At 43.2% G+C, this 22,334-nt stretch carries 24 protein-coding genes; 13 read left to right on the forward strand and 11 right to left on the reverse strand.

Going from position 1 to position 22,334, the window contains the following annotated elements; genetic code table 11:
- The coding region (gene tnpB, locus BUA59_RS03880) for an IS66 family insertion sequence element accessory protein TnpB (protein ID WP_139248833.1) at positions 1-216 on the reverse strand (216 nt) is incomplete at its 3' end.
- A 58-nt stretch (positions 217-274) separates the two neighbouring features.
- On the opposite strand from tnpB, the gene BUA59_RS03885 reads away from it, so the two are divergent.
- On the forward strand, positions 275-607 hold the full coding sequence (locus tag BUA59_RS03885; protein WP_139248834.1) for a RidA family protein: 333 nt from the start codon (positions 275-277) through the stop codon (positions 605-607).
- Between the two features lie 46 nt (positions 608-653).
- On the opposite strand, the gene BUA59_RS03890 is transcribed toward BUA59_RS03885, so the two are convergent.
- Together BUA59_RS03890 and BUA59_RS03895 are read right to left on the reverse strand one after the other, a co-directional pair.
- Positions 654-2,075 (reverse strand): EAL domain-containing protein, encoded by a 1,422-nt coding sequence (locus BUA59_RS03890; RefSeq protein WP_072838430.1) that lies wholly within the window; start codon positions 2,073-2,075, stop codon positions 654-656.
- 188 nt (positions 2,076-2,263) lie between these two features.
- Complete coding sequence (locus tag BUA59_RS03895; protein ID WP_084122137.1) at positions 2,264-4,282, reverse strand: sigma-54-dependent Fis family transcriptional regulator; 2,019 nt, start codon at positions 4,280-4,282, stop codon at positions 2,264-2,266.
- A gap of 320 nt (positions 4,283-4,602) precedes the next feature.
- Here BUA59_RS03895 and BUA59_RS03900 point away from each other — a divergent pair, with 320 nt between their 5' ends.
- The 6 genes from BUA59_RS03900 to BUA59_RS03925 all read left to right on the forward strand — a co-directional run bounded on the left by BUA59_RS03900 (position 4,603) and on the right by BUA59_RS03925 (position 10,729).
- Positions 4,603-5,691, forward strand: a complete 1,089-nt coding sequence (locus tag BUA59_RS03900; RefSeq protein ID WP_072838431.1) for an ABC transporter ATP-binding protein — start codon at positions 4,603-4,605, stop codon at positions 5,689-5,691.
- 2 nt (positions 5,692-5,693) lie between these two features.
- Positions 5,694-6,851 (forward strand): ABC transporter ATP-binding protein, encoded by a 1,158-nt coding sequence (locus tag BUA59_RS03905; protein WP_072838432.1) that lies wholly within the window; start codon positions 5,694-5,696, stop codon positions 6,849-6,851.
- Positions 6,841-7,710: a carbohydrate ABC transporter permease gene (locus BUA59_RS03910; protein WP_072838433.1), complete on the forward strand. Its 870-nt coding sequence runs from the start codon at positions 6,841-6,843 to the stop codon at positions 7,708-7,710. The genes BUA59_RS03905 and BUA59_RS03910 overlap by 11 nt, the downstream gene beginning before the upstream one ends.
- 9 nt (positions 7,711-7,719) lie before the next feature.
- Entirely contained in the window at positions 7,720-8,616 is an 897-nt protein-coding gene (locus BUA59_RS03915; protein ID WP_232617066.1) for a carbohydrate ABC transporter permease, read from the forward strand.
- Between the two features lie 11 nt (positions 8,617-8,627).
- Positions 8,628-8,900: a DUF2160 domain-containing protein gene (locus BUA59_RS03920; RefSeq protein ID WP_072838434.1), complete on the forward strand. Its 273-nt coding sequence runs from the start codon at positions 8,628-8,630 to the stop codon at positions 8,898-8,900.
- Positions 8,901-9,004: 104 nt separating this feature from the next.
- Complete coding sequence (locus BUA59_RS03925; RefSeq protein WP_072838435.1) at positions 9,005-10,729, forward strand: ABC transporter substrate-binding protein; 1,725 nt, start codon at positions 9,005-9,007, stop codon at positions 10,727-10,729.
- 33 nt (positions 10,730-10,762) lie between these two features.
- Here the strand turns inward: BUA59_RS03925 and BUA59_RS03930 are convergent, their stop codons facing one another.
- From BUA59_RS03930 to BUA59_RS03945, 4 genes are all read right to left on the reverse strand, one after another.
- Complete coding sequence (locus BUA59_RS03930; RefSeq protein ID WP_072838436.1) at positions 10,763-12,136, reverse strand: Fic family protein; 1,374 nt, start codon at positions 12,134-12,136, stop codon at positions 10,763-10,765.
- A 192-nt stretch (positions 12,137-12,328) separates the two neighbouring features.
- Positions 12,329-12,511 (reverse strand): hypothetical protein, encoded by a 183-nt coding sequence (locus tag BUA59_RS03935; RefSeq protein WP_072838437.1) that lies wholly within the window; start codon positions 12,509-12,511, stop codon positions 12,329-12,331.
- Between the two features lie 276 nt (positions 12,512-12,787).
- A complete protein-coding gene (locus BUA59_RS24260) occupies positions 12,788-12,916 on the reverse strand; it encodes a hypothetical protein (protein WP_281251008.1) in 129 nt (42 codons plus the stop codon).
- Positions 12,917-13,063: 147 nt separating this feature from the next.
- Positions 13,064-13,966 (reverse strand): LysR family transcriptional regulator, encoded by a 903-nt coding sequence (locus BUA59_RS03945; protein ID WP_072838439.1) that lies wholly within the window; start codon positions 13,964-13,966, stop codon positions 13,064-13,066.
- Positions 13,967-14,100: 134 nt separating this feature from the next.
- Between BUA59_RS03945 and BUA59_RS03950 the strand changes: the two genes are divergently transcribed.
- The 3 genes from BUA59_RS03950 (at position 14,101) to BUA59_RS03960 (ending at position 16,199) form a co-directional block, all read left to right on the forward strand.
- Complete coding sequence (locus BUA59_RS03950; protein ID WP_072838440.1) at positions 14,101-14,754, forward strand: glutathione S-transferase family protein; 654 nt, start codon at positions 14,101-14,103, stop codon at positions 14,752-14,754.
- Positions 14,755-14,864: 110 nt separating this feature from the next.
- Positions 14,865-15,749, forward strand: a complete 885-nt coding sequence (locus BUA59_RS03955) for a phytanoyl-CoA dioxygenase family protein (protein ID WP_072838441.1) — start codon at positions 14,865-14,867, stop codon at positions 15,747-15,749.
- Between the two features lie 120 nt (positions 15,750-15,869).
- Positions 15,870-16,199, forward strand: a complete 330-nt coding sequence (locus BUA59_RS03960; RefSeq protein WP_072838442.1) for a hypothetical protein — start codon at positions 15,870-15,872, stop codon at positions 16,197-16,199.
- Here the strand turns inward: BUA59_RS03960 and BUA59_RS03965 are convergent.
- The 4 genes from BUA59_RS03965 to BUA59_RS03980 all read right to left on the reverse strand — a co-directional run bounded on the left by BUA59_RS03965 (position 16,196) and on the right by BUA59_RS03980 (position 18,872).
- Entirely contained in the window at positions 16,196-16,987 is a 792-nt protein-coding gene (locus BUA59_RS03965) for a DODA-type extradiol aromatic ring-opening family dioxygenase (protein WP_175550746.1), read from the reverse strand. The genes BUA59_RS03960 and BUA59_RS03965 overlap by 4 nt on opposite strands.
- Positions 16,988-17,213: 226 nt before the next feature.
- Positions 17,214-17,591, reverse strand: a complete 378-nt coding sequence (locus BUA59_RS03970) for a VOC family protein (RefSeq protein ID WP_072838444.1) — start codon at positions 17,589-17,591, stop codon at positions 17,214-17,216.
- Between the two features lie 134 nt (positions 17,592-17,725).
- Positions 17,726-18,421: a helix-turn-helix transcriptional regulator gene (locus tag BUA59_RS03975; protein WP_072838445.1), complete on the reverse strand. Its 696-nt coding sequence runs from the start codon at positions 18,419-18,421 to the stop codon at positions 17,726-17,728.
- 4 nt (positions 18,422-18,425) lie between these two features.
- Positions 18,426-18,872 (reverse strand): Rrf2 family transcriptional regulator, encoded by a 447-nt coding sequence (locus BUA59_RS03980; protein ID WP_072838446.1) that lies wholly within the window; start codon positions 18,870-18,872, stop codon positions 18,426-18,428.
- A 147-nt stretch (positions 18,873-19,019) separates the two neighbouring features.
- On the opposite strand from BUA59_RS03980, the gene BUA59_RS03985 reads away from it, so the two are divergent.
- The 3 genes from BUA59_RS03985 (at position 19,020) to BUA59_RS03995 (ending at position 22,316) form a co-directional block, all read left to right on the forward strand.
- Positions 19,020-19,916, forward strand: a complete 897-nt coding sequence (locus BUA59_RS03985; protein WP_072838447.1) for an NAD(P)/FAD-dependent oxidoreductase — start codon at positions 19,020-19,022, stop codon at positions 19,914-19,916.
- 310 nt (positions 19,917-20,226) lie between these two features.
- A complete protein-coding gene (locus BUA59_RS03990; protein WP_072838448.1) occupies positions 20,227-21,315 on the forward strand; it encodes an OmpA family protein in 1,089 nt (362 codons plus the stop codon).
- Between the two features lie 455 nt (positions 21,316-21,770).
- Positions 21,771-22,316 carry a porin family protein gene (locus BUA59_RS03995; RefSeq protein WP_011978198.1) on the forward strand — a complete coding sequence of 182 codons (546 nt, stop codon included), beginning with the start codon at positions 21,771-21,773 and terminating at the stop codon, positions 22,314-22,316.
- The last annotated feature ends 18 nt before the right edge of the window (positions 22,317-22,334 follow it).

Raw genomic sequence — 22,334 nt, forward strand, 5'->3', positions numbered from 1 at the left:
TTCCAATCGTTTGTAATGCAACCAAAAACCATTATTAGACCATTGCAATATTTTAATCTTGTCACGTGCTCGCCCACAAAAGACAAAAATGTGCTCACTACAAGGTTCTTTTTCAAGATCGTAGGCGACAATATTGCAAAGCCCATCAATGGCCTTACGCATATCGGTTGGTCCACAAATGAGAGTAACGTTAAGCTGGGAAGACGCGGTAAACATGAGTCTGTTGCTCTGATTTAAAAGACAACAGACTTTAAGGTGTTTGAAGATAATTAAAATGTGTGGTTTGCCGGACGCTTACTTTATTTCAGGACAAGTTGATTGGGACACCGATTTTCAAACCAATAATCATGATATGAAAACGCAAACTGCCAATGCGGCAAAACACTTAATCACGGTTTTAGAAGCAGCAAACTCTTCAGTCGAGAATATCTTGCAGTTACGTGTCTATGTTCGCGGTGAAGTTGCTGACCATATGGAAGACATCGTCCCTATTATCGCCAGCACCTTAGGCACTTCACGCCCAGCACTAACGGGAATTGGGGTCGCCTCTTTAGCCTCTTCAGAAACGTTAATTGAAATTGAAGCGGTCGCTAAGGTGGCAAAATAAACCAATAAAAAGCGACTCATCGCAGTGATAAATAAACCGGAAAAAGCTAATAATAAGCAATAATATCTTCTGCCTTCATCGGTCGGCTATGAAACCAACCTTGATGAAGGCTGATGCCTAACTGGGTGATTTTTTGGCAATCTTTTTCTGTTTCAATACCTTCAGCGATACAGGCAATGCCAAGCTCATTGGTTAGCGTGATTATGGATTTCAAAATGGCGATATTTTTATCTGTCTCGTTGATGAAAATCTTATCCGTTTTAACAATGTCAAAATCAAATTCAGATATGTAGGACAAACTGGAATACTCAATTCCAAAGTCATCAATGGCAAAGCGATAACCTTTTTGTTTCAGCCTCTCCATATGCGTCTTAATGACTGTCTTTTGTATCATCAAATTTTCATTTTCGGTGACTTCAAGTATTAAGCTAGAGCAAATATCATCGCCTAACGTAAGCATGTTTTTCACAAAAAACTCACTTTCTAAATGTAAACATGAGATGTTCACTTGAAAGCTATTGTTCGAAATAAATTCTTTGCTGAAGCTCGACTTAATAAGTTTTACCTGAAATAAAGTGTACTCAATACACAAATCTAGGCTTTTAATTTTATCAATACTGTCTTTGACATTCACACCATCATTACTTCTCAAAAACACTTCAATAGAGAATAGACTTTGATCATTAGTATCAATAATGGGTTGGTATTCGTTGTAATAGACATGCCCTCTAATTTTCCACCGAAGAAAGCGTTTTTCAATTGCTCTTACTAAGGTTGGTGTCACAAGGAAAAAACATACTAAAAATAACAACAATGTTGTGGGAATAAAATATAGGTTATAGCGTTTGGCGGAATTAGATAAAGGTACAACATAGGAGAGATTATCGACCACATTAGAGTCACGATAGGTACTTCCTTGTTGTTTATTATTCAGTGACATGACAACGTCTAAACTATTATTTAAAAAATCATCTACGCTGCTTTTTTTAATAAGGATATTGTACTCAAAGCTCTCTATTGTTTTTTTAATAACAAAAATCGGCATTTCTAACGAATTGATCGTATGAGGCCCAGTCATTAAAAAACCATCATGTGGGGATGGCTTTCTTACTAAAACTCTTTCGTTTTCGCCCCAAGAATTACAGACAACAACACCATGATCATCCTCTTTCTGTATAACACCAAACTCAATTGCGCCTGGGATGTTGAAAAGTTCTTTACGCATCTGCAAAACAAAACTACGCGGACAATCATTCGTATAACCAACTGAAATAAAAGAAATAAAAGCCGTTACTTCTTTAAGATAATTCTCCATTTTAGAAAAATACAACTGCTTGACTTCATCCTTTGCTTCTCGTTCTCGTTGATGCTGCCATTCGCCTTCGATGAAGTATAGAGAACCAGCCAAAATCACGACCAAAGAGAAATTAATAAGAACTGTTAATAGCATCCTTGATTTTGCAGACATGAAACTTCCAGTATCCCTTGTTTATATGCTTTCCGTTATAACAAGTTACTAGAAAAAAAACACATGAGATTTGTAATCTTTAGAAATGAGCTATATCTGGAAAAATAAATTTTAATTTAAAGCTCTGAAAAATAAGGCATTAAAAATATCTTAAAAAAAATAACCCTCGAAAAAATAATTACAGTTTGCTACATGGAATCATTTTCGTTTTTTAACTTTGCATATTTATAAACCGTATTTCGGCTAACGCCAGCCGTTTTCGCAGTTTGCGATACATTGCCTTTGAACTCGTTTAATAATCGAGGAATCAGCTTTTCCAGTGGTTCATCTTGCTCGCCAGTTGAGCTTAGTTGCACGGAATCGTCCGTTGGCATCATCGCATCGAGATCATCAAAGAAATCATCAGGTAAATGCCATTCTTCCAATACTTCTTCATCCGCCATGGCCATACCAACTTTAAGTACATGAACCAGTTGGCGCATATTTCCCGGCCAAGGATGAGTCACTAGTAAATCCAGCATAGGTTGCGACAAGGCAGGACCAGGCTCTTCTTTTCGTAAACGTTCATGGAGATATTTAATCAATTCCGCTTTGTCGGTTCGCTCTCGCAGAGCTGGCAATTCTATGTTCAGACCAGAAATACGATAGTACAAATCTTGACGAAAACGCCCTTCTTTCACTTCCTCTTTTAAGATTCGATTGGTGGCAGAAATCAGTTTAATATCGACCGGAAAAGCTTCTGTTGAACCCAGAGGCGTAACGACCCTTTCCTGTAATACACGCAGCAAACGCGACTGAACTGCCATCGGCATTTCACCTATTTCATCCAGAAACAAAGTGCCGTGATGAGCACGACGAATCAAGCCAATGGAGCCTCGATTTTGTGCGCCGGTAAATGCGCCTTTTTCATAACCAAAAAGTTCAGACTCAACCAATTCAGCGGGAATAGCTGCGCAATTTACCGCGACTAGCATCTCTTTGGCGCGGGAACTGTGATAATGCAAACTGCGCACAAAGATCTCTTTACCTGCGCCCGTTTCGCCATGAATCAAGATAGGAATGTCTTTTTCCATGATCTTATGAGCTTGGCGCACTAAACGCTCTACTCGGTCGTCGCCATGTTGCAATTCAGACATTGGAATGACGTTGTCTGGAATCGCTGTCGATAACGGTATTTCTTGCTTTTTCACCTTTCCAACTGGCGGATTTTTCTCATTCATAACAATGGCTTCTGGCTGTGGAGGAGCAACGTAATCAGCACGCTGACGAAAGTCCGGTATGCGCATAATCTGCTGTACGGGAGGAATCACTTTGACATAAAACTGATAACGTCCCATGGCGATCAATTTCATCGGCAAACTATAGGGATGATGTTTAATTTCACGCATTTCAATATCAAATATTTGGTTGATGTTGAGCAAGGCCAAGTCCTGCGCCAATACCACTTCCGCACGACGATTCGCCGACACAATTGTGCCGTTTTCATCTAGCACCAAGATACCTGACCAATGACTGTCTAAACTGACCACGTTGGTATTAAAACTGAGAATGAAATGCTCTTGCTGAAAGGCGGCAAATATCAGGCGATTTTCCACACTCAAGGACATGAGTTTGACCATGCCAAAGGTATGATCCTGCGGAAGATACGCGTCTGAAGAAATGTCTAAGACACCAACCAAATCGTTTTTGGTGTTGTAGATAGGCGAAGCGGAACCCACCATGAAGCGATTGGCGCGTAAGAAATGCTCATCCCGCCCGACTTGAATGGCTTCACCAGTAATCAGCGCAGTACCAATGGCATTGGTGCCAACACCCATTTCTGTCCATTGGTTCCCCCCCACCAAACCGTGCTGTGAAGCACTACCAAAACGCGGCTGTCCCCATGTATTTAGTACATGACCTTGTCGATCCGCCAGCACGATCATACATGCCGAATTGCTGAGGATGTTTTCGTAATAGGGCAACACTTCGTTTTCTGTAGTTTCCAGCAAGCTACGATGCTGATCTATCAAGTCACTCAAGGTGCCTTTTGGCAAGGTTGCAAAATCTGGTCGACTACTGTGATCCAAGCCAAATTGCTCGCAACGATACCAAGAAGCTTGAATTCGCTCTTTGTGAGTCTGTGCCTGATTCGCTTCCGAAGCTGGACCTATTTCTGCTGAGGTGCCAGCGGTGTTTTGTTGTTTTTGTTCTTCTTCGTCTTGCATTTCCAACTCCAACACCTCAGGTGAAACACCCAAAAGTGTGCATGAAATGTTCACTGTAATTAGAAGACTGTAAACACTTTGAACACTCGTGAACAGTCCTTTTTCGAAAGTGAAAATAGCCTAAGTCAACAATAAAACCCAATAAATTTTATATTTTTCATAAGCTTAAACATTATCAAAAGCATAAAAATATTTTTGGCACGGCTTTTGTAATGTATTTCAATATACAATCAATATCATCGTGTGTTCACTTTTGAGCCTTGCAGAAGACAACAAAGCGTTCACACAAGAAAATAATAACAACAAAAAAGGTACTTACAATGTCTCTGACGCTGCAGAATGTATCGCGCGTTGTTGAAGGTGAGATGTGGATCGACGATGTAAACTTGTCTCTCGAACCCGGCTCTTTCAACGTTTTACTTGGACGCACGCTGTCTGGTAAAACCACGCTAATGCGCCTCATGGCCGGTCTTGATCGACCAACCAAAGGGAAAATCCTCATGAATGGGGTGGACGTAACGGGTGTGCCCGTTCGCGAACGCAACATTTCCATGGTGTACCAACAGTTCATCAATTACCCCAACCTCACGGTTTACGAAAACATCGCATCGCCGCTTCGCTTAGCAAAGATGGATGAAAAAGAAGTCGACCGTCGTGTACGAGAAACCGCTGAAATGTTGCGTATCGATCCTTATCTTGATCGTCTTCCGCTACAACTTTCTGGTGGTCAGCAACAACGTACTGCGATGGCAAGAGCCTTGGTTAAAGATTCACAAATCATCCTGTTCGATGAACCATTGGTTAACCTAGATTACAAATTACGTGAAGAACTCCGCCAAGAATTGCGTGCCTTGTTCAAAGCACGTAACTGCATCGCTATATACGCCACCACAGAACCCAACGAAGCCTTGGCTTTGGGCGGTAACACGGCGGTATTGAACGAAGGTCGTTTGCTGCAAATGGGACCAACCGCTGAGGTTTACCACCAGCCAAAAGACATTATTACCGCAGAGATGTTCTCAGAACCGCCAATCAACGTGGTTCCCGGTCGCGTCAGCGAAGAAGAAGTCACTTTTGATGACACCGTACATTTTCGTTTAAACAGCGATTTGCGTCGCCTTACTCCCGGTGAATATCAGTTCGGTGTGCGTGCCTCTCACATCGGCTTAGTGCCGCATTCTGACGATGATTTAGAACTGCCAGTAAGAGTGGATTTAGCGGAAATCAGCGGATCAGAAACCTTCTTGCATGTTCACAATCCGCATTTTGATTTGGTACTGCATTTATCTGGAGTTCATGCCTACCAAGTGGACCAAGAAATTAAGGTCTACTTCCCAACGCACAAACTTTACGCCTTTGACGCTCAAGGCAAAATGGTGCATTCCCCAGCACGAATGAGGGATCAATAATCATGGCTTCTATTACCTTAAATGCCTTAGCCCATACCTATACAGACAACCCAACCAAGCCAGAAGACTACGCTATTCGCGAGATGTCTCATGTTTGGGAACAAGGCGGCGCCTTTGCCCTGCTTGGTCCATCTGGCTGCGGTAAATCCACACTGCTTAATATTATTTCTGGTTTGCTGGAGCCTTCCCATGGGGAAGTCTTGTTCGACGGCAAACGCGTGAACGAATTAAAGCCAGAAGAACGCAATATCGCTCAGGTTTTTCAGTTCCCTGTGGTGTACGACACTATGACGGTGTTTGATAACTTGGCCTTTCCGTTACGAAACATCGGCGTGCCTGAATACAAGGTGAAATCGAAAGTATACGAAGTCGCCGAGATTCTTGAACTGTCTGACCAGCTAAAACGCAAAGCCAAGGGTTTGTCGGCGGATCAAAAACAAAAAGTCTCCATGGGCCGCGGATTGGTTCGCGACGATGTGTCGGCAATTTTGTTTGATGAACCGCTCACTGTTATCGATCCTCAGTTGAAGTGGAAGCTGCGCCGTAAGCTCAAGCAAATCCATGAACAGTTCAATATCACCATGGTATATGTCACCCACGACCAATTAGAAGCGTCTACTTTCGCCGATAAAATCGCTGTGATGTACAACGGAAAAATCGTCCAGTTCGGTACACCTCGAGAATTATTCGAAAAACCAGCTCACACTTTTGTTGGCTACTTTATCGGTAGTCCGGGCATGAATTTCTTTGAAGCGGAACTGAAGGCCAAAGACGATCAAAAAGAAGCGCTGATGTTTGGTGAACATGAAATCGCCACCAGCGATGCCATGTTAGCGCGCTTAAAAGCCATGGGAGCGAGCAAGGTTACTTTAGGCATTCGCCCAGAGTTTGTTCATGTTTGGGATGGCAAAAACAACGACGCTTTTTCTGTCGAAGTGGATTACGTAGAAGACCTTGGTACTTACAAGATTCTGTCTTTCTTATTCCATGGACAAATAATGAAAGCCCGTCTAAGTGAAGATCAAAAAGTCCCATCTGGGCAAATCTATGTGAGCTTTCCGGAACAATGGACCAAGGTCTATGTGGACGACTATCTCGTTGACGTAGACGATCAAGCTAACACAGTGGATAAGAATAAGGAGACCGACCATGCAAACTAAAGTCGAAAACAACAAGGCATGGTTCCTTGTTATGCCTGTTTTCCTCATCGTTGCCTTCTCTGCCATCATTCCTTTGATGACGGTAGTGAACTATTCGGTACAGGATATTTTTGATCCTTATACTCGCTACTTTGTCGGTACAGAATGGTTCAAGCAAGTGATGCTAGACAGCCGCTTGCAAGAAGCCTTGCTGCGTCAGTTTATCTACTCTTTCACGATTATCATCATTGAAGTGCCACTGGGGATTTGTGTTGCCTTGATGATGCCGACTAAAGGCCGAGGCGCGTCTTTGGCCTTGATTCTGGTTGCTATTCCTTTGCTGATTCCATGGAACGTGGTGGGCACCATTTGGCAAATCTTTGGCCGCGCCGACATCGGTTTATTCGGTGCTTTTATGAGTAGTATCGGTGTTGATTATAACTATGCCTCTGATCCTACCGACGCTTGGTTAACGGTTGTCTTGATGGATGTTTGGCATTGGACTCCCTTGGTTGCCTTGTTGTGCTACTCCGGTCTACGGGCGATTCCTGAAGTCTATTATCAAGCAGCACGTATCGACCAAGCGTCACGTTGGGCGGTATTCCGTTATATCCAGCTGCCTAAGCTCACTAACGTACTGATTATTGGTGTGTTATTGCGCTTTATGGATTCTTTCATGATTTACACCGAACCTTTTGTACTCACCGGTGGCGGCCCAGGTAGTTCCACAACTTTCTTGAGCCAAGCCTTAGTACAGCAAGCCATCGGTCAGTTTGACCTTGGTCCTGCTGCGGCGTTCTCGCTGGTGTACTTCTTAATCATCTTGCTCGTGTGTTGGGTGTTCTACACCACCATCATGAACATGCAAAAAGACAAGTAGGAGCGGATCATGACGCAATCAAATACATCTATGACACGCACACGCAATACAGGTAAAAAAGAACAAGCCCCAGTTTACAGCAAAGCTGAGCGTAAGACGCGTAATGCCCACCTACGTGGACGCTTCGGTTTGGTGCTGTATCTGGTGCTGTTACTACTGCCAATCTATTGGCTAATCAACATGTCATTTAAAACCAATACCGAAATTCTGAGCGGATTGTCTTTCTTCCCTGAAGATTTCACTTTAGCAAACTACGCCAAGATATTTGGCGACCCAACGTGGTACATGGGTTACGTAAACTCGATATTTTACGTGTCCATGAACATGGTCATCAGCTTAGTGGTTGCTTTGCCTGCTGCTTATGCGTTTAGCCGCTATAAGTTCATTGGTGATAAGCACATGTTCTTCTGGTTGCTCTCTAACCGTATGGCGCCACCGGCCGTATTCTTACTGCCGTTCTTTCAGCTGTATTCTTCTGTTGGCTTGTTCGACACCCATATTGCCGTAGCGCTAGCCCATTGTATTTTCACAGTGCCTTTAGCCGTGTGGATACTGGAAGGTTTTATGAGTGGTGTACCTCGTGAAATTGACGAAACGGCTTATATAGATGGCTATTCGTTCCCGAAATTCTTCGTGCGTATCTTCATTCCCTTGATCCGCTCTGGTATCGGTGTGACAGCCTTCTTTTGCTTCATGTTCTCTTGGGTAGAGTTGCTATTAGCACGGACGTTAACGTCTGTTGATGCAAAACCTATCGCGGCCATTATGACTCGAACCGTCTCGGCGTCGGGGATGGACTGGGGACTACTCGCAGCCGCAGGAGTGCTCACTATCCTGCCGGGTATGTTGGTCATTTACTTCGTTCGTAACCATGTGGCGAAGGGCTTTGCCCTTGGTCGAGTGTAAGGAGAATTATTATGGTTTGGATGTCTTGGACATTACCTACCGCCCTGTTTTTTATCGGCATTGCTGTGATCTTGGTCGGCATGACCACATGGCAACTGGTCTCGCCTTGCGTAGAACGCCGTGGCTTTTTGCCACTGGCAACCACGCGTGGTGATCGCTTATTCATTGGCCTGCTTAGCAGTGCTTTTATCCACCTTGCATTCGTTGCGTTAACGGATGTGAACATCGCGGTGGCAACCGTCCTATGCGCATTTTGGATGATCATCCTGATGCGTTGGGGCTAGTCAGCGTTTCTCTCAGTACGAACTGATGGACTATCTAGTACGACAGGCATGGAAGCCAAACCTAAAAATCCAAAAAGAAAAACCAAACTTAGTTGAGGTAAAACATGCACTACAATAAGAAAAAAATTGCACTCGCCGCCTTACCCTTTGCTGTCATGATGCATTCAGCCACGTTATGGGCTGACGCATACTCAGACGCTGCAGAAAAATGGGTAGATACCGAATTCACCGTTTCTACACTAACCAAGCAACAACAGCTTGACGAAATGCACTGGTTCACCGAAGCCGCTAAAAAATTCCGCGGTATGGAGATCAATGTAGCGTCTGAAACCTTAACAACTCACAAATACGAGTCTCAAGTGTTGGCTAAAGCTTTCACTGAAATCACTGGCATCAAGGTCAACCATGACTTGATCCAAGAAGGCGATGTGGTCGAAAAACTGCAAACGCAAATGCAGTCTGGCCGTAACATCTACGATGCTTACGTCAACGATTCCGACTTGATCGGTACCCATTTTCGCTACGGTAAAGTGGTACCAATCTCTGACATGATGCAAGGCGACGGTAAAGATTACACTTCACCAACTCTAGACCTTGCAGATTTCATCGGTTTGGATTTCACCACAGGCCCAGATGGCAAACTTTACCAGCTGCCAACGCAGCAGTTTGCTAACCTTTATTGGTTCCGTGCTGACTGGTTTGCTCGTCCTGATCTAAAAGCCAAATTCAAATCTATCTATGGTTATGAGCTAGGCGTGCCAGTTAACTGGTCTGCTTACGAAGATATCGCTGAGTTCTTCACCGATAAAGTGAAAACCATCGATGGTGAACGTATATACGGTCACATGGATTACGGTAAAAAAGACCCATCTCTAGGCTGGCGTTTCACCGATGCTTGGTTCTCTATGGCAGGTGCTGGCGATAAAGGCCTTCCAAACGGCTTGCCTGTAGATGAATGGGGTATTCGTATCAAAGATGCGTGTTCACCTGTTGGTTCAAGCGTCTCTCGTGGTGGTGCAACAAACGGCCCTGCTGCGGTTTATGCAACAACTAAATACGTAGAATGGTTGCGTAAGTACGCGCCACCAGAAGCGCAAGGCATGACCTTCTCTGAATCTGGCCCAGTGCCAGCACAAGGTGGCGTGGCCCAGCAAATTTTCTGGTACACCGCGTTTACTGCTGACATGACGAGCAAAGGTCTTCCTGTTGTGAATGAAGACGGCACGCCAAAATGGCGCATGGCGCCTTCTCCAGTTGGGCCATACTGGGAAGAAGGTATGAAGAAAGGTTACCAAGACGTTGGTGCTTGGACTTTCATGAATTCAACACCAGAAGACCGTCGTCTAGCGGCTTGGTTGTACGCTCAGTTCACCACAGCCAAAACCGTTTCTTTGAAGAAAACACTAGTAGGTCTAACACCTATTCGTGAATCAGACATCAACTCTCCAGAAATGGCAGCTGCGGCGCCTAAACTGGGTGGTTTGGTGGAATTCTACAAAGGACCAGCGCGTAAACAATGGTCTCCAACTGGGATTAACGTACCTGATTATCCTAAGCTAGCTCAGCTTTGGTGGCAGTACATTTCTCAAGCGGCAAGCGGTGAAGCAACTCCACAAGAAGCGCTTAACGGCCTAGCAGAAGCACAGGACAAAGTAATGGAACGTTTAGAGCGTGCTAACGTACAACCTCTATGTGGACCAAAAATGAATACGCCGCGTGACGAAGCTTACTGGTTGGCTCAACCAGGTTCTCCAAAACCAAAATTGGCGAACGAAAAACCACAGGGTGTTACGGTTTCCTATGACGATCTACTTCGTTCTTGGGAATAATATCACTCTACACTCTCTGAACGTTTGACCGGCTTAGGCCGGTCTTTTTTTGTTTGGCTGCCAAGAGCTAACCAGCTCTTTTTGATTTATCATTTTATAGACCCACTCGCGCCCATCTTTCACTTTTTCAAATAACTTAAGTTCAACTAAACCATTCAACACAGTCGCCGCGGTATTGTACGAACAGCCAAGGTTGTCTTTCACATTATTGATAGTGAATATCTTTGCTAAGCCATTTTTCGCCACTTGCAAAACGGTTTGCTGTTTATCTGTAAGTTTGCGATAAAGACCTGAGTCCAACAACCATCTATTAAACGCTTCTAATTCCTGCACTGACTCTGTATAAGATTCTTTAAACTTATTTATCGCCCTAATGATGATGCGACATTGGTAATCGACAAAATAGGTCAAATCCATCTCATCTGTTTCGGTGTAGAGATAACTCTTTCCGTATTGTACTGGCGCCTCTTTCAACAAAAGACTAATCGCAATATAACGAAAAGCCGCGAACTCATTTTTAAACATGTACCAATAAAATAGTGCTCTAGCGACACGTCCGTTGCCATCATGAAAAGGATGTTCGTAGCCAATCCGAAAATGCAACGTAATAGCCTTCACCAAAGGATGTATATAATCAGAACCTTCAGCATCATGATGGGATTCATTAACCCACTCTACTAACATATTTAGCCGTGTTTCAAGATCATCAGCTTTCGGCGGTGTATGCACAACCTCACCATCGTTATTTTCAACCACAACATCGTCTGTGGTTCTAATAACACCTGGCTTATATTTGCCATCATCAATGCCTTCAACACCGATTTGATGCAGCTCTTCGATGAGCTCGATGGACAAATTTTTATGTCTATTTCCCCACGCAAACTTCATCATATTGAAGTTACCAAGGATCATTTTTTCATCAATGCTTCTAGGGGTTCTGGCCCTTTTCAGCATATCTTTTGCGACTTTCGTTGTGGTAGCCGCTCCTTCCAGCTGACTGCTGCTGATGGCTTCGTCTTCCACTAAATCGTTTAACAAATAGTCTAAATGTTTCTGCTCACCGATCTTATTACACATCCACTCCAGCGCAGCTGTGGTGGTATTTCTATCGGTCTCGCTGATGGCTTTGTGGATGGTTGGAGTGAGATATAGACTAGGATAAACAACACTTCCATTAAAAAAGACCGTTTGTCTTTGGTTATTTCTGGCTTCTTTTATAAATGACCAAACTAACAATGCATCCAATTTCTTGGGCAATCGATGCTTTAGCTCATCAAAATGAAAATATCGTCCTTTTGTATCAACGGGACGATAAAACTCAAAGTATTTAGCCGCTAACTCACCTCCACACTCAAAGGCTTTAAGAGTAGGGTTTCCTATGAGCTTTTTAGGTGGAAAAACAATCATAACTATCTCAAAAATAGAAAATATTGAGATGAGAATAGCAAAACAAACCAAAATTGTCTCAAAAAAATAGAAATTTGAGATGAAAAAATCTAATAGCGTTTGCTCGGCTTAGGCCGGTCTTTTTTTGCTTAGGCAATAGAGAGAGTCAAATTGCATTGTTAATATTTGAGATGACGTAAATAAACAATAGAATCAATGCGTCATTGGTTCATCGTCCACCATTAATGCCTTTAGTTCATCCTGCAAGCTTTCGATTTTTTCGGCCAATATATGCTGCTGTGAAGGGGGAATTTGGGCAATATCCTGAAGCGATACTTTTTCTAAGTTTTCGAGCAAACTAACCAAATGTTGTATACGGTCATCTTTTCTGTTCATGCGGGTTCTCTCCGTAGATGGCATGGTGACTTTTAACCATAGACAACTTTTCCCGTTTACTCTGTCATAAATGAGAAAAGTTATGTAAAAAATTGAAGTTTTTATCAGAAAGTACAGAAAACATTGATTTTTAAACTGTTATTTATAACCACGAAAGTGGGAACATCTAACAATATTTATGAGGAAATATAGTTAAGAGCAATTTTAACTGATTAGCAGTTGCCTTTTTTAGCCTGTCCAGGTGGACAAAAACTACCAGATTCCTTGTTACTTTTGCTACTGTGAGTGACTATCACTATTTTTCGCTTCAATATCCATTCCAGCAAACTTTCCACCTACTCGGTTTATTTCGCAGCCGGTTAAAGACACCAGACTAATGACCATAATAAAAAAAGCGGCTCTCATTTTTATCTCCTCAATATCCAGAATCAAGCGAGCATAACAAAGTGCCTTTAGCTCAGCGTATTGCTTTACAAATATATGACTGAGATTTTCGTTAAACAAAGGTCACTGACCTTTCCTTTTCGAAACAATCATTAATCTATCTGGCAGTTAATGATTTTTTTGAAAAAAGTGCTGACTAATACCGGCTGCCAAATGAGAAGCAAACAAAGGATGAGGAATAGGCGCTACCGCAAGTACGATATCAACTGATGGCAAGGAGGGAAGGTTAGAGCCCTCAATAATAGTAAGACCATAAGAAACACTGGATCGTGCCATCGCACTGATGCCTAGCCCTTTGCGCAGCAAGCTTTTAATTGCCGTTGCACTAGAACTGCTGCACATCAATCGATATTCGCGCCCCTGCTTTTCTAGACCATCAATGGCCGTACTATGAAACTTACAATCAGGCTCGTATAACACCAAAGACAAGGGAGTTTGCTTCTCTATATCTATTGGAAAGCCTATGGAAGAGTCTATTTGAGTACCCGTTTGGTCATCTGCTTGGCTATTATCGCCTTTCACCCAAACGCCTGAATCGTGCTTAAGCAGGTAGCCTTCTTCCGCATCTGGCGCTCGGGTCAAAATGGCCACATCTATTTTGCCTTGGTCTAACATCAAACGCAGTTGCGTACTGCAATCACAAACGACTCGAATGCTCTGATGAGGCAAGGTCTCCCGAACCAATGCCACGATAGAAGGCAATATAGACTCAGCATAATCATCAGGACAGCCAATAGTTAAAGGCGGATGTTGGAGGTGTGATGAAAAATGCCCTAAAGCTTCATCATGCAAAGACACTAGCCGTCTTGCATAACTCACCAAATGTTGGCCTTGTTCTGTTAATCCGAGGTTGCGCCCTTCTTTTATGAATAAAGCGTGGCCAGTTTCTACTTCTAGCTTTTTCATCTGCATGCTAATGGCACTTTGTGTGCGAAAAGTCTGCTTTGCCGCACGAGTAAAACTGCCCGTATCTACGAAAGCGATAAAGCTACGAAGTGCATCTATGTCCATAAATAAACCATCTATCAACGTTTGGAATAGGAACAATCAAAACTATTCGTTAGTCATCAGAAAAACAAGCTGCAACAATGCTTTTCTTAAATGGTAGATACATTGAAACAAACACCAATAAGGAGCCTTTCATAATGAAACTGATTATCGGCAATAAAAACTACTCATCTTGGTCTTTACGGGGTTGGTTGGCGTTAAAAGCCTTCAACATTCCTTTTGAAGAAATAAAACTCAGCCTGTTTAGTGATGAATTCCATTCCGAACTTGCCAAACACTCTCCTGTCGGTAAAGTGCCCGTATTAGTGGATAACGATTTGAGCGTGTGGGATTCTCTTGCCATTTGCGAATACATCAATGAAACCTATTTAGATGGAAAAGGCTGGCCTGAAGATAAAAAAAACCGCGCCGTGGCACGCTCTGTTGTGGCTGACATGCACTCTGGGCTATTTGGTATTCGTAACGAAATGCCGATGAATTGCCGCGCTAAACGTCGTGTAGAGCTAAGCGACAACGCAAAAAAAGAAGTCGCAAACCTAGATAATATTTGGTCTGATTTACGCGCTAAAAACACCCAAAATGGCGACTACTTATTCGGTACTTTTAGCTTAGCAGACGTATTCTTCGCCCCCGTTATCTTTCGTTTTTCGACCTACGGAATCAAACTGTCAGACGCAGCCAGCGCCTACTACACAACTATGCTGGCTCATCCAGATATGCAAGTTTGGTTAAAGGATTCTGTGGCAGAAGTGGAAATAGTCTCTCAAGCTGAAACAGGCGAAGCCGTCTAATGCCTTTGTAAAAAGTGCTTTTCTGATTACAGGACTTCTTTCAAGAGAGCCCGATGGTATTATGGGTCTAAGACAAAAATCACTGAGACGCTGAACGGTAAACTAATTCGATGACATTATCTAAACGTGAAGACTTCCGAAACAAAGGTGTCCTTAAACTTTCCAGTGTCATCGATATTGACCAAATTAAAAATGTGCAGACCTATCTTTGGCAGGAAATTAACAGCAAGTTTAGTATTCATATTGACGAACCTAGCACATGGTTTTCCAATGCCAGTAACCCTGTCGGAGACACTCGTGCAAGACGGCTAAACGGCATGGGGTCGATAATGCGAGAGCTCAAAGCCTCGGGGAAATTAGACGAGATAGAAAGTGCGATCCAATCGTCTTTAGATCAGGTATTCGGCACTCACACTTGGTGCCCGTTGGATCTTTGGTATTCTTTATTAAGCTTTCCAGGTTCAGAGTCGGTTTGGAATGTGCCTCATAAATCTTGGCACAGCGATGAACCCTGTGTGGTAGGAGACGCCGAGCCTTGGAGTTTATTTGTCTTTGTATTTCTCGATGATGTCACTGCAGACATGGGAGCAACAACCGTCATTTCTGGGTCGCATCGACGAGCAGAGCGTCTTGCCAAAATATTTGGGACATCCGGTAACGAGGCATTAATAAACGCCTTTGAATCGGTGAATAGCGGACTGTTTGATAACCCTAAAGACGTAACGCTACTGCCTATGGATCAGGTCTTAGACCCCCTTATTCAAGAAGACCCTTGGTTCCAAGAGCTGGTTCAAGAAGGCTCCGCTGATCAACGAATCCAACGATTCATTGAAGAAGGCAGTTCGCTGCATGGCATCGAACAGAAGGCTGTCACCTTAACCGGAGTCGGAGGCGACATCATTGTGTTTGATCCGCGCTGCCTTCACACTTTTTCAGCCAATGTTTCAGGCCTGCCTCGACAAGTATTACGACTCGATTTCAGGCGCCAAATATAACCAATCGGCCAATACCCTTATTCGTCTTTTTATTCAGACAATGAATAAGCAGGCAAACTCGATGATTTCCCAGTAAAATGCGGCATTCACTCCATTCCTCCCAAGGCTTTCATGACAACAATGACACGCAACGACGAACAGACAGATCAACCAGATGAAGCGTTAGAACAATGTCGAAAGGCACTTGAAATCAGCTTGTCTAATTTCACAACGGATCACACGGAAGTCATCAGCCGCATGCAAGAAATTGTTGAGATCTTGCTTGTACAAAAGCAGTTCGCCGAGGCGTTAAAAGAAATAGAACAGCTAAAGAAACTATCGGCTTCGAATAAAAAGATAAAAATCGCCATGCTGGAAATGAAAGGTCGTATCAAACAGGTTGGCGCTAGATCAGGCTTTCGATCCAGAGCCACCAAAAAATATACTACAAAGAAACCTAAGAACGCTTAATCAAAGCGAAAGCTTGAAGCAGTCCAGCCACCAAAGATCCCTTCATCGTGATACACACAGGTTGCTTTGCTATTTTCAGCAGCTCCAAGAGCAACCATCAAGGGAATAAGGTGGTCTTCTCTTGGATGACAAAGGCGAGCGTATGGCGCCTTATCCCATTCAATCAAACGGGCACTGCGTTCTTCAGGTTTATTATTCAATAACGTCTCTTGCAGCCATGCATCAAAACTATTAGAAGGTTTGATGGCTTGCGGGCCTCTTAATCCTAGGTTATGAAAGCTCAAACCACTGCCAACAATTAGCACGCCTTCTTCACGTAATGGTGCCAATGCACGCCCCAATGCCATGTGCTCTTCAGGGTTTAGGTTCGATTTAAGTGACAATTGAACCAGTGGCATATCAGCCTCTGGATACATCACTGCCATGGGAGCAAATGCGCCGTGGTCGAAACCTTTTTTATCATCCAAATCCACTGGAAACCCTGCACCTTTTATGAGTTCAGCGACACGAGCTGCGACGTCTGGCGCGCCCGGAGCCTGGTATTTCACTTCATAGGTATGAGCTGGGAAACCGTAATAATCGTATTCCATTCCCGGAGCTGGACTAGACTGAACACCAAAAGTTTTGCGCTCCCAATGACCAGAGATCATCAAAATCGCTTTTGGCTTTTCAGGCAATTCTTGTGTCATTCGAACCAAAGACGCTTCAAGGTTGGAAAACATGGCGCGCATGTCAGCGATATAAGGCCAAGGGCCACCGCCGTGAGAAATAAAATAAGTAGGTAACATAAGCATTCACCTCTAAAACTGGAGTCGTTAGCCAACTTGCAAAACGCTGAATTGGCTTTATTTAATGCGATCAGTCTAGGCTTGCGACCCAGCTTGATCAATATGCTTCCAGTTAACCCATCATTTCATTTTAATTAATAATGTAGATAAAAATACTATTTTAGTTTCTTTTCGATTAAAAAAGAAAACCTTCATCGTTTGATCGATGAAGGCGCCTTCTCAGCGATTACTGGCTTTTTTCATAGGTATAGACACGTAGACGATGACCATCTGGATCGAGCGCGGTGAACGTCGTGCCAAAATCCATTTCGGTTGGTTCTTGAATGATGTCGACGCCCAGCTCTCGCCATTTGGTGTAATGGATTTGTAGAGTAATCAGATTATCAAGAGCTAATGCCACTTCCATACTGCCTGCTGGTGCATCGTTGGCTTTTGGCAATACGCTTTCTCGCGCCCATAAGCTAAATTTTGCCCCCGTTTCCGAAACAAACAAAGCAAAACCTTCGCTTGCTTCCACAGGCTCGCGGTCAAACAGAGGACGGTAAAAATCCACACTACGCTGAACATTATCCACATATAAGATGGTGAAATTTGAAAGATCCATACTGACATTCCTATTCGCTATTTATATTTCACGTTAAAAGTTTAGTACTTCTCATCAGGCTTGAGCCCGATGAAATGAGAATAAACAAGCAGAGTGTCAGATCTTGTCAGTAGTGATGGAAAGCAACGGAGGTTTTATTGGGAAGACTTAGATTCATGCAGAGTGGCTCGCCATTGTTTTAGCAATACATGACGAGGAGTGGCATAGCGCGTTTCTATTAGCTCACTCGATAGAATTCGGTCAGTACGAAAGTTACGAATGTCTTGGCGCAGTTCGCACCAAGCGACCAACACACGAACTTCATCAAAATAGCCCAAAGCAAATGGCCAGATACGGCGCTGAGTGTATTTGCCTTTCAAATCTCGATAATCAATAGAGAGGATTTTCTCGTCACGAATGGCTTGGCGAACTTCGGCCATATCAACCGTATCTGTGGTCGACTCTTTGCTCGGGCCAATCAGCAAAGTCGTATCATCAAGAATGTCTTTTAATTCTACAGGTAGTACAGCAGCAATTTTATTCAAGGCGTTTTGCGCACCATTGCTTAATTGGCTATCGGTACGTTGCGCGACCCAACGGGCTCCTAACACCAAGGCTTCTATTTCTTCCTCAGTAAACATTAACGGCGGCAGAAGAAAACCTGGTTTGAGTACGTATCCCACACCCGTTTCGCCTTCGATATTCGCGCCCTGCTCTTGCAGCGTCGCAATGTCTCGATACAAGGTACGTAAGCTCACATTGAGTTTTTCAGCCAACGTTTTCCCAGACACCGGATATCGATGGCTACGCAGTAAACCAATTAAAGTAAGCAAACGCTGGGAACGAACCACGTTGTTACTCTCCGCTAGAAGCTTGTTGATTAAGCGGATAATCCGCAAAGCCAGCTGCTAACACATCTAATGTTACTTCTCGAAAGCGTTCTAGCAGTAATGCTTCGGCTTCAATCAATACATCACTAATAGCTTGGTTAACGGCGATTTCAATCGGGCATGACGTATGTTCATCAGAGAGTCCAATGGTAAACACTGAGCTTTCACCCAGAGCATTATGGATATCTAACAAAGTGATATCAGACAAAGCCATGGCCAATGACCAACCTCCGCCATGACCTTTAACCGAGGTGACGTAACCTTTGTCTCGCAAGCCAGCCATGGTGCGACGCACTACAACAGGGTTGGTATTGAGCATACTGGCAATTTTTTCGGAAGTGGCAGGCGCATCCAGCTGATTCATGTGAATCAGTACGTGCAACATGCGGGACAAACGGCTGTCTTTTCTCATCAGTGGTCTCATGGCGAATAACAATATGTATATTCTAACTCAGATTTTCATGAAACATTAAAAGTATCGTGAGTTGACTTTAATATTTCATGTAACTTATGATGTTATTTAATATCTCTATGTTTAACAGGAATAAGGAACAACTCAATGCAACTTGACGTTATCGTGATTGGTGGAAGTTTTGCCGGACTGTCTGCCGCCATGCAGCTAGCAAGAGGACAAAGAAAAGTCACAGTAATAGACGCTGGAGAGCCAAGAAATCGCTTCTCTGATGAATCTCATGGATTTTTCGGATTGGATGGTGTGTCACCCTTTGCTATTCAGCAAGAAGCCTATCGTCAGCTACTTAAATACCCAACAGTGGACATTGTCAAAGACAGAGCAGTAGCAGTCGAAAAAAATGCTTCTGGGTTCAGCGTCACACTTGAAGACGACACTAGCCTTCATAGTAAAAAACTCATATTAGCAACAGGTTTAAGAGATGAGTTGCCCAATATTCCTGGTCTAAAAGAACGCTGGGGGGCGACGGTGATTCACTGCCCTTATTGTCATGGCTATGAAGTACGTAACCAGCCACTTGGAGTTATAGCAACCAGTCCGCTATCTACCCATCAGGCTGGAATGATTCCGGATTGGGGGCCGACAACCTACTTTACTCAAGGTCTATACGAACCGGATGAAGAGCAGCGCGCTTTTTTACTAAAACGTGGTGTTACCATTGAAAGCACTCCAGTATTAGAAGTACTAGGACGAGCGCCGGAAATGTCATCGGTCTATCTTGCAGATGGTCGTACGATTCGTTTAGCGGCTCTATTTGTAGGGCCAAAAACTCACATGGCAAGCCCGTTTGCAGAACAACTTGGATGCGAATTTGAAGAAGGTCCGCTAGGTCTAGTGATTAAAACTGATCTATTTAAGCAGACTTCTGTGGAGGGCGTTTTTGCTGCTGGTGATGTATCCAACCCAATGCAAAATGCTACCTTAGCATCGGCTTCTGGCGTAATGGCTGGAGTCGGAGCTCATCAATCATTAATGCACGATTAAACCTTTGGTTTATCTTAGAGGTGGATTATAAATATCCACCTTGGCTTAATTCTTCTATTCCTATCTTCTTTTATTAGATACTAGAGTGAAAATCTCGTGTAATGAATATCTCCTTTTCTGCGCTTTTAAGCGCCTACTTTCTGCTCTATCCGTGTTGATAGCGCTTATTAAGTAAACACCACGTCATGATTGAGCAATATCAGATGACATAAGAACCATAGGTATTTTTCATGTCATTTTTTAAGCATGAAAAAACGCGTTATGCTAATGAAAAGAACAACCAACATAGATATTTATCAGGAGATAAAACATGTCTTTTAACATAGCAAAACGCACGCTTCTCAGCAGTATTATTGCAGCGTCTTCAGTATCAACATTAGCGCTTGCACAACAACAGGAAGGGTTCACCGTCACCCCGAGCATCGGCTACTACAACATGGACAGCGATAGAGATACCAAGGATGATACAGCTTACTCTTTGGGTCTAGGTTACCAATTCAACAATCCATGGGCTGTAGAGTTTGTTTACCTAAATGCAGACTCTAAACAATCTGGTGGAGGTGGTGACGTCGATGTAGATCAATACCGCTTGGATGGCTTATATCATTTGCCTAGTATCAACTCGCTTAATCTAACACCTTATTTAGCTGCAGGTGTTGGTACGGCTGATTTCAGTAACGGCAGTAATAACAACACACAAGTAAATGCCGGTGGCGGTTTGAAATACGCTATCAATGATACTGTTTCATTACGTGCGGACTTCCGTCTGGTCGATGACATCGAAGATCATCATCTCGATAATGTTACCTCTCTGGGCGTACAAATGACCTTTGGTGGCTCTTCTAACAATTCAACACCATCCACAAATGATTCTGTCGAAGCTTACGAACAGTCTTATACTCAAGCAGAGCCGGAACCAGCTGCACAGCCACAACAAACCGAGCAACCGGAAGTCATTAACTCAGAACCAGCTGAACAAGTTCAAGAAGAACCTATTGCAGCATCACCTATGACGGAAGAAACGCCCCAACAGCCTGAGATAGTTGCTGAACCACCAGGAAAAATTAATATTCAATTTGGCCTTAACAAAACCAACGTTGAGCAGAAGTTTTATCCAGAAATAGAAAAAATCGCCATCTTCCTTAAAGAAAACCCAGGAAGCACTGTGATGATTGAAGGCCATACAGATAACTCGGGCGCCGCAAGCTACAACCAAAAGCTATCTGAAAAGCGTGCTAAAGCCATCGCTGAAGTGTTAACAAATACCTTTGAGATCTCAGCAACACGTGTTGAGGCGATTGGTTACGGTGAAGAAAGACCTTTTGTTGAAAATGATACCGAAGCACATCGTGAAGCTAATCGCCGAGTTGTCGCTATTATCTCAACCAGCGAAGTATAAATAAGACTCTCGTCTAGGCTCCTATTTGTGATGATTTTTTATTCGCTTGAATAGCCTAATGCTTAAAAAAACGCTCGATATTTTATATTGAGCGTTTTTTTATTTTCACTATCTGAATAACAACACTTAAGTGCAACTCAACAATCTTACTCTGACGTTTGTTTAAGTATTTGGCACTTTGTGACCTTATTGTACTTAGTCTCGTCACAATTACTTTTTGCCATTTTTAAGTGAAAACTTACTGTAATAAGCAGCGCATTTCCTACACCATTTAGAGCATTTTTTGATCAGCAAATTGCTTGAATCTCACCACTTCAGTAAAGCTTGCGTCATGATTGGGCAGCAGAGGTTCACGTCCCATTTTTTACGCATTTTGAGAGGGCTTTTCACTGCAAAAAAAACGCGTAACCTAGATAGCGAACAACAAAACATTATGTTCATTAGGAGAAATTAATATGTCTACATCATTTAAAAAACGCACTCTTTTTAGCGGTGTCCTAATTGCTTCATCTCTCGCTACAATGGCATATGCTGAAACACCAAAACAAGGCCTTACTGTCACGCCAAGCATTGGTTACTACAACACAGATAGCGATAGACAAGCTGGCAATGATACGTCTTACTCTATCGGTGTAGGTTACCAAACAAACAGTCCATTGGCTCTAGAGGCAGTTTATCTACATTCCAATGCCAGTAAGCATGGTCGCAATAACGACCTAGACCAATATCGAGTAGATGGCCTATACAGCCTTCCTGAGTTCACCACAGTGAACCTAACACCATACGTAGCAGCGGGTGTTGGTGTAACAGATGTTGATGGTGACTCAAACAACCTACTAGTTAACGCTGGTGGCGGTGTGAAATATGCAATTAACAGCGATGTGGATCTTCGAGCAGATTTCCGCTTGGTGAAAGATATTGAAGACAGCCATTTAGATAACGTAACCTCTGTTGGTGTGCAGTACAATTTCGGTATGCCAAACCAACAAGCGTCTAATTAATTAGTCGCAAGATAATCG

The sequence above is a fragment of the Marinomonas polaris DSM 16579 genome (assembly GCF_900129155.1).
In the GTDB taxonomy this organism is placed as follows: Bacteria; Pseudomonadota; Gammaproteobacteria; order Pseudomonadales; family Marinomonadaceae; genus Marinomonas; species Marinomonas polaris.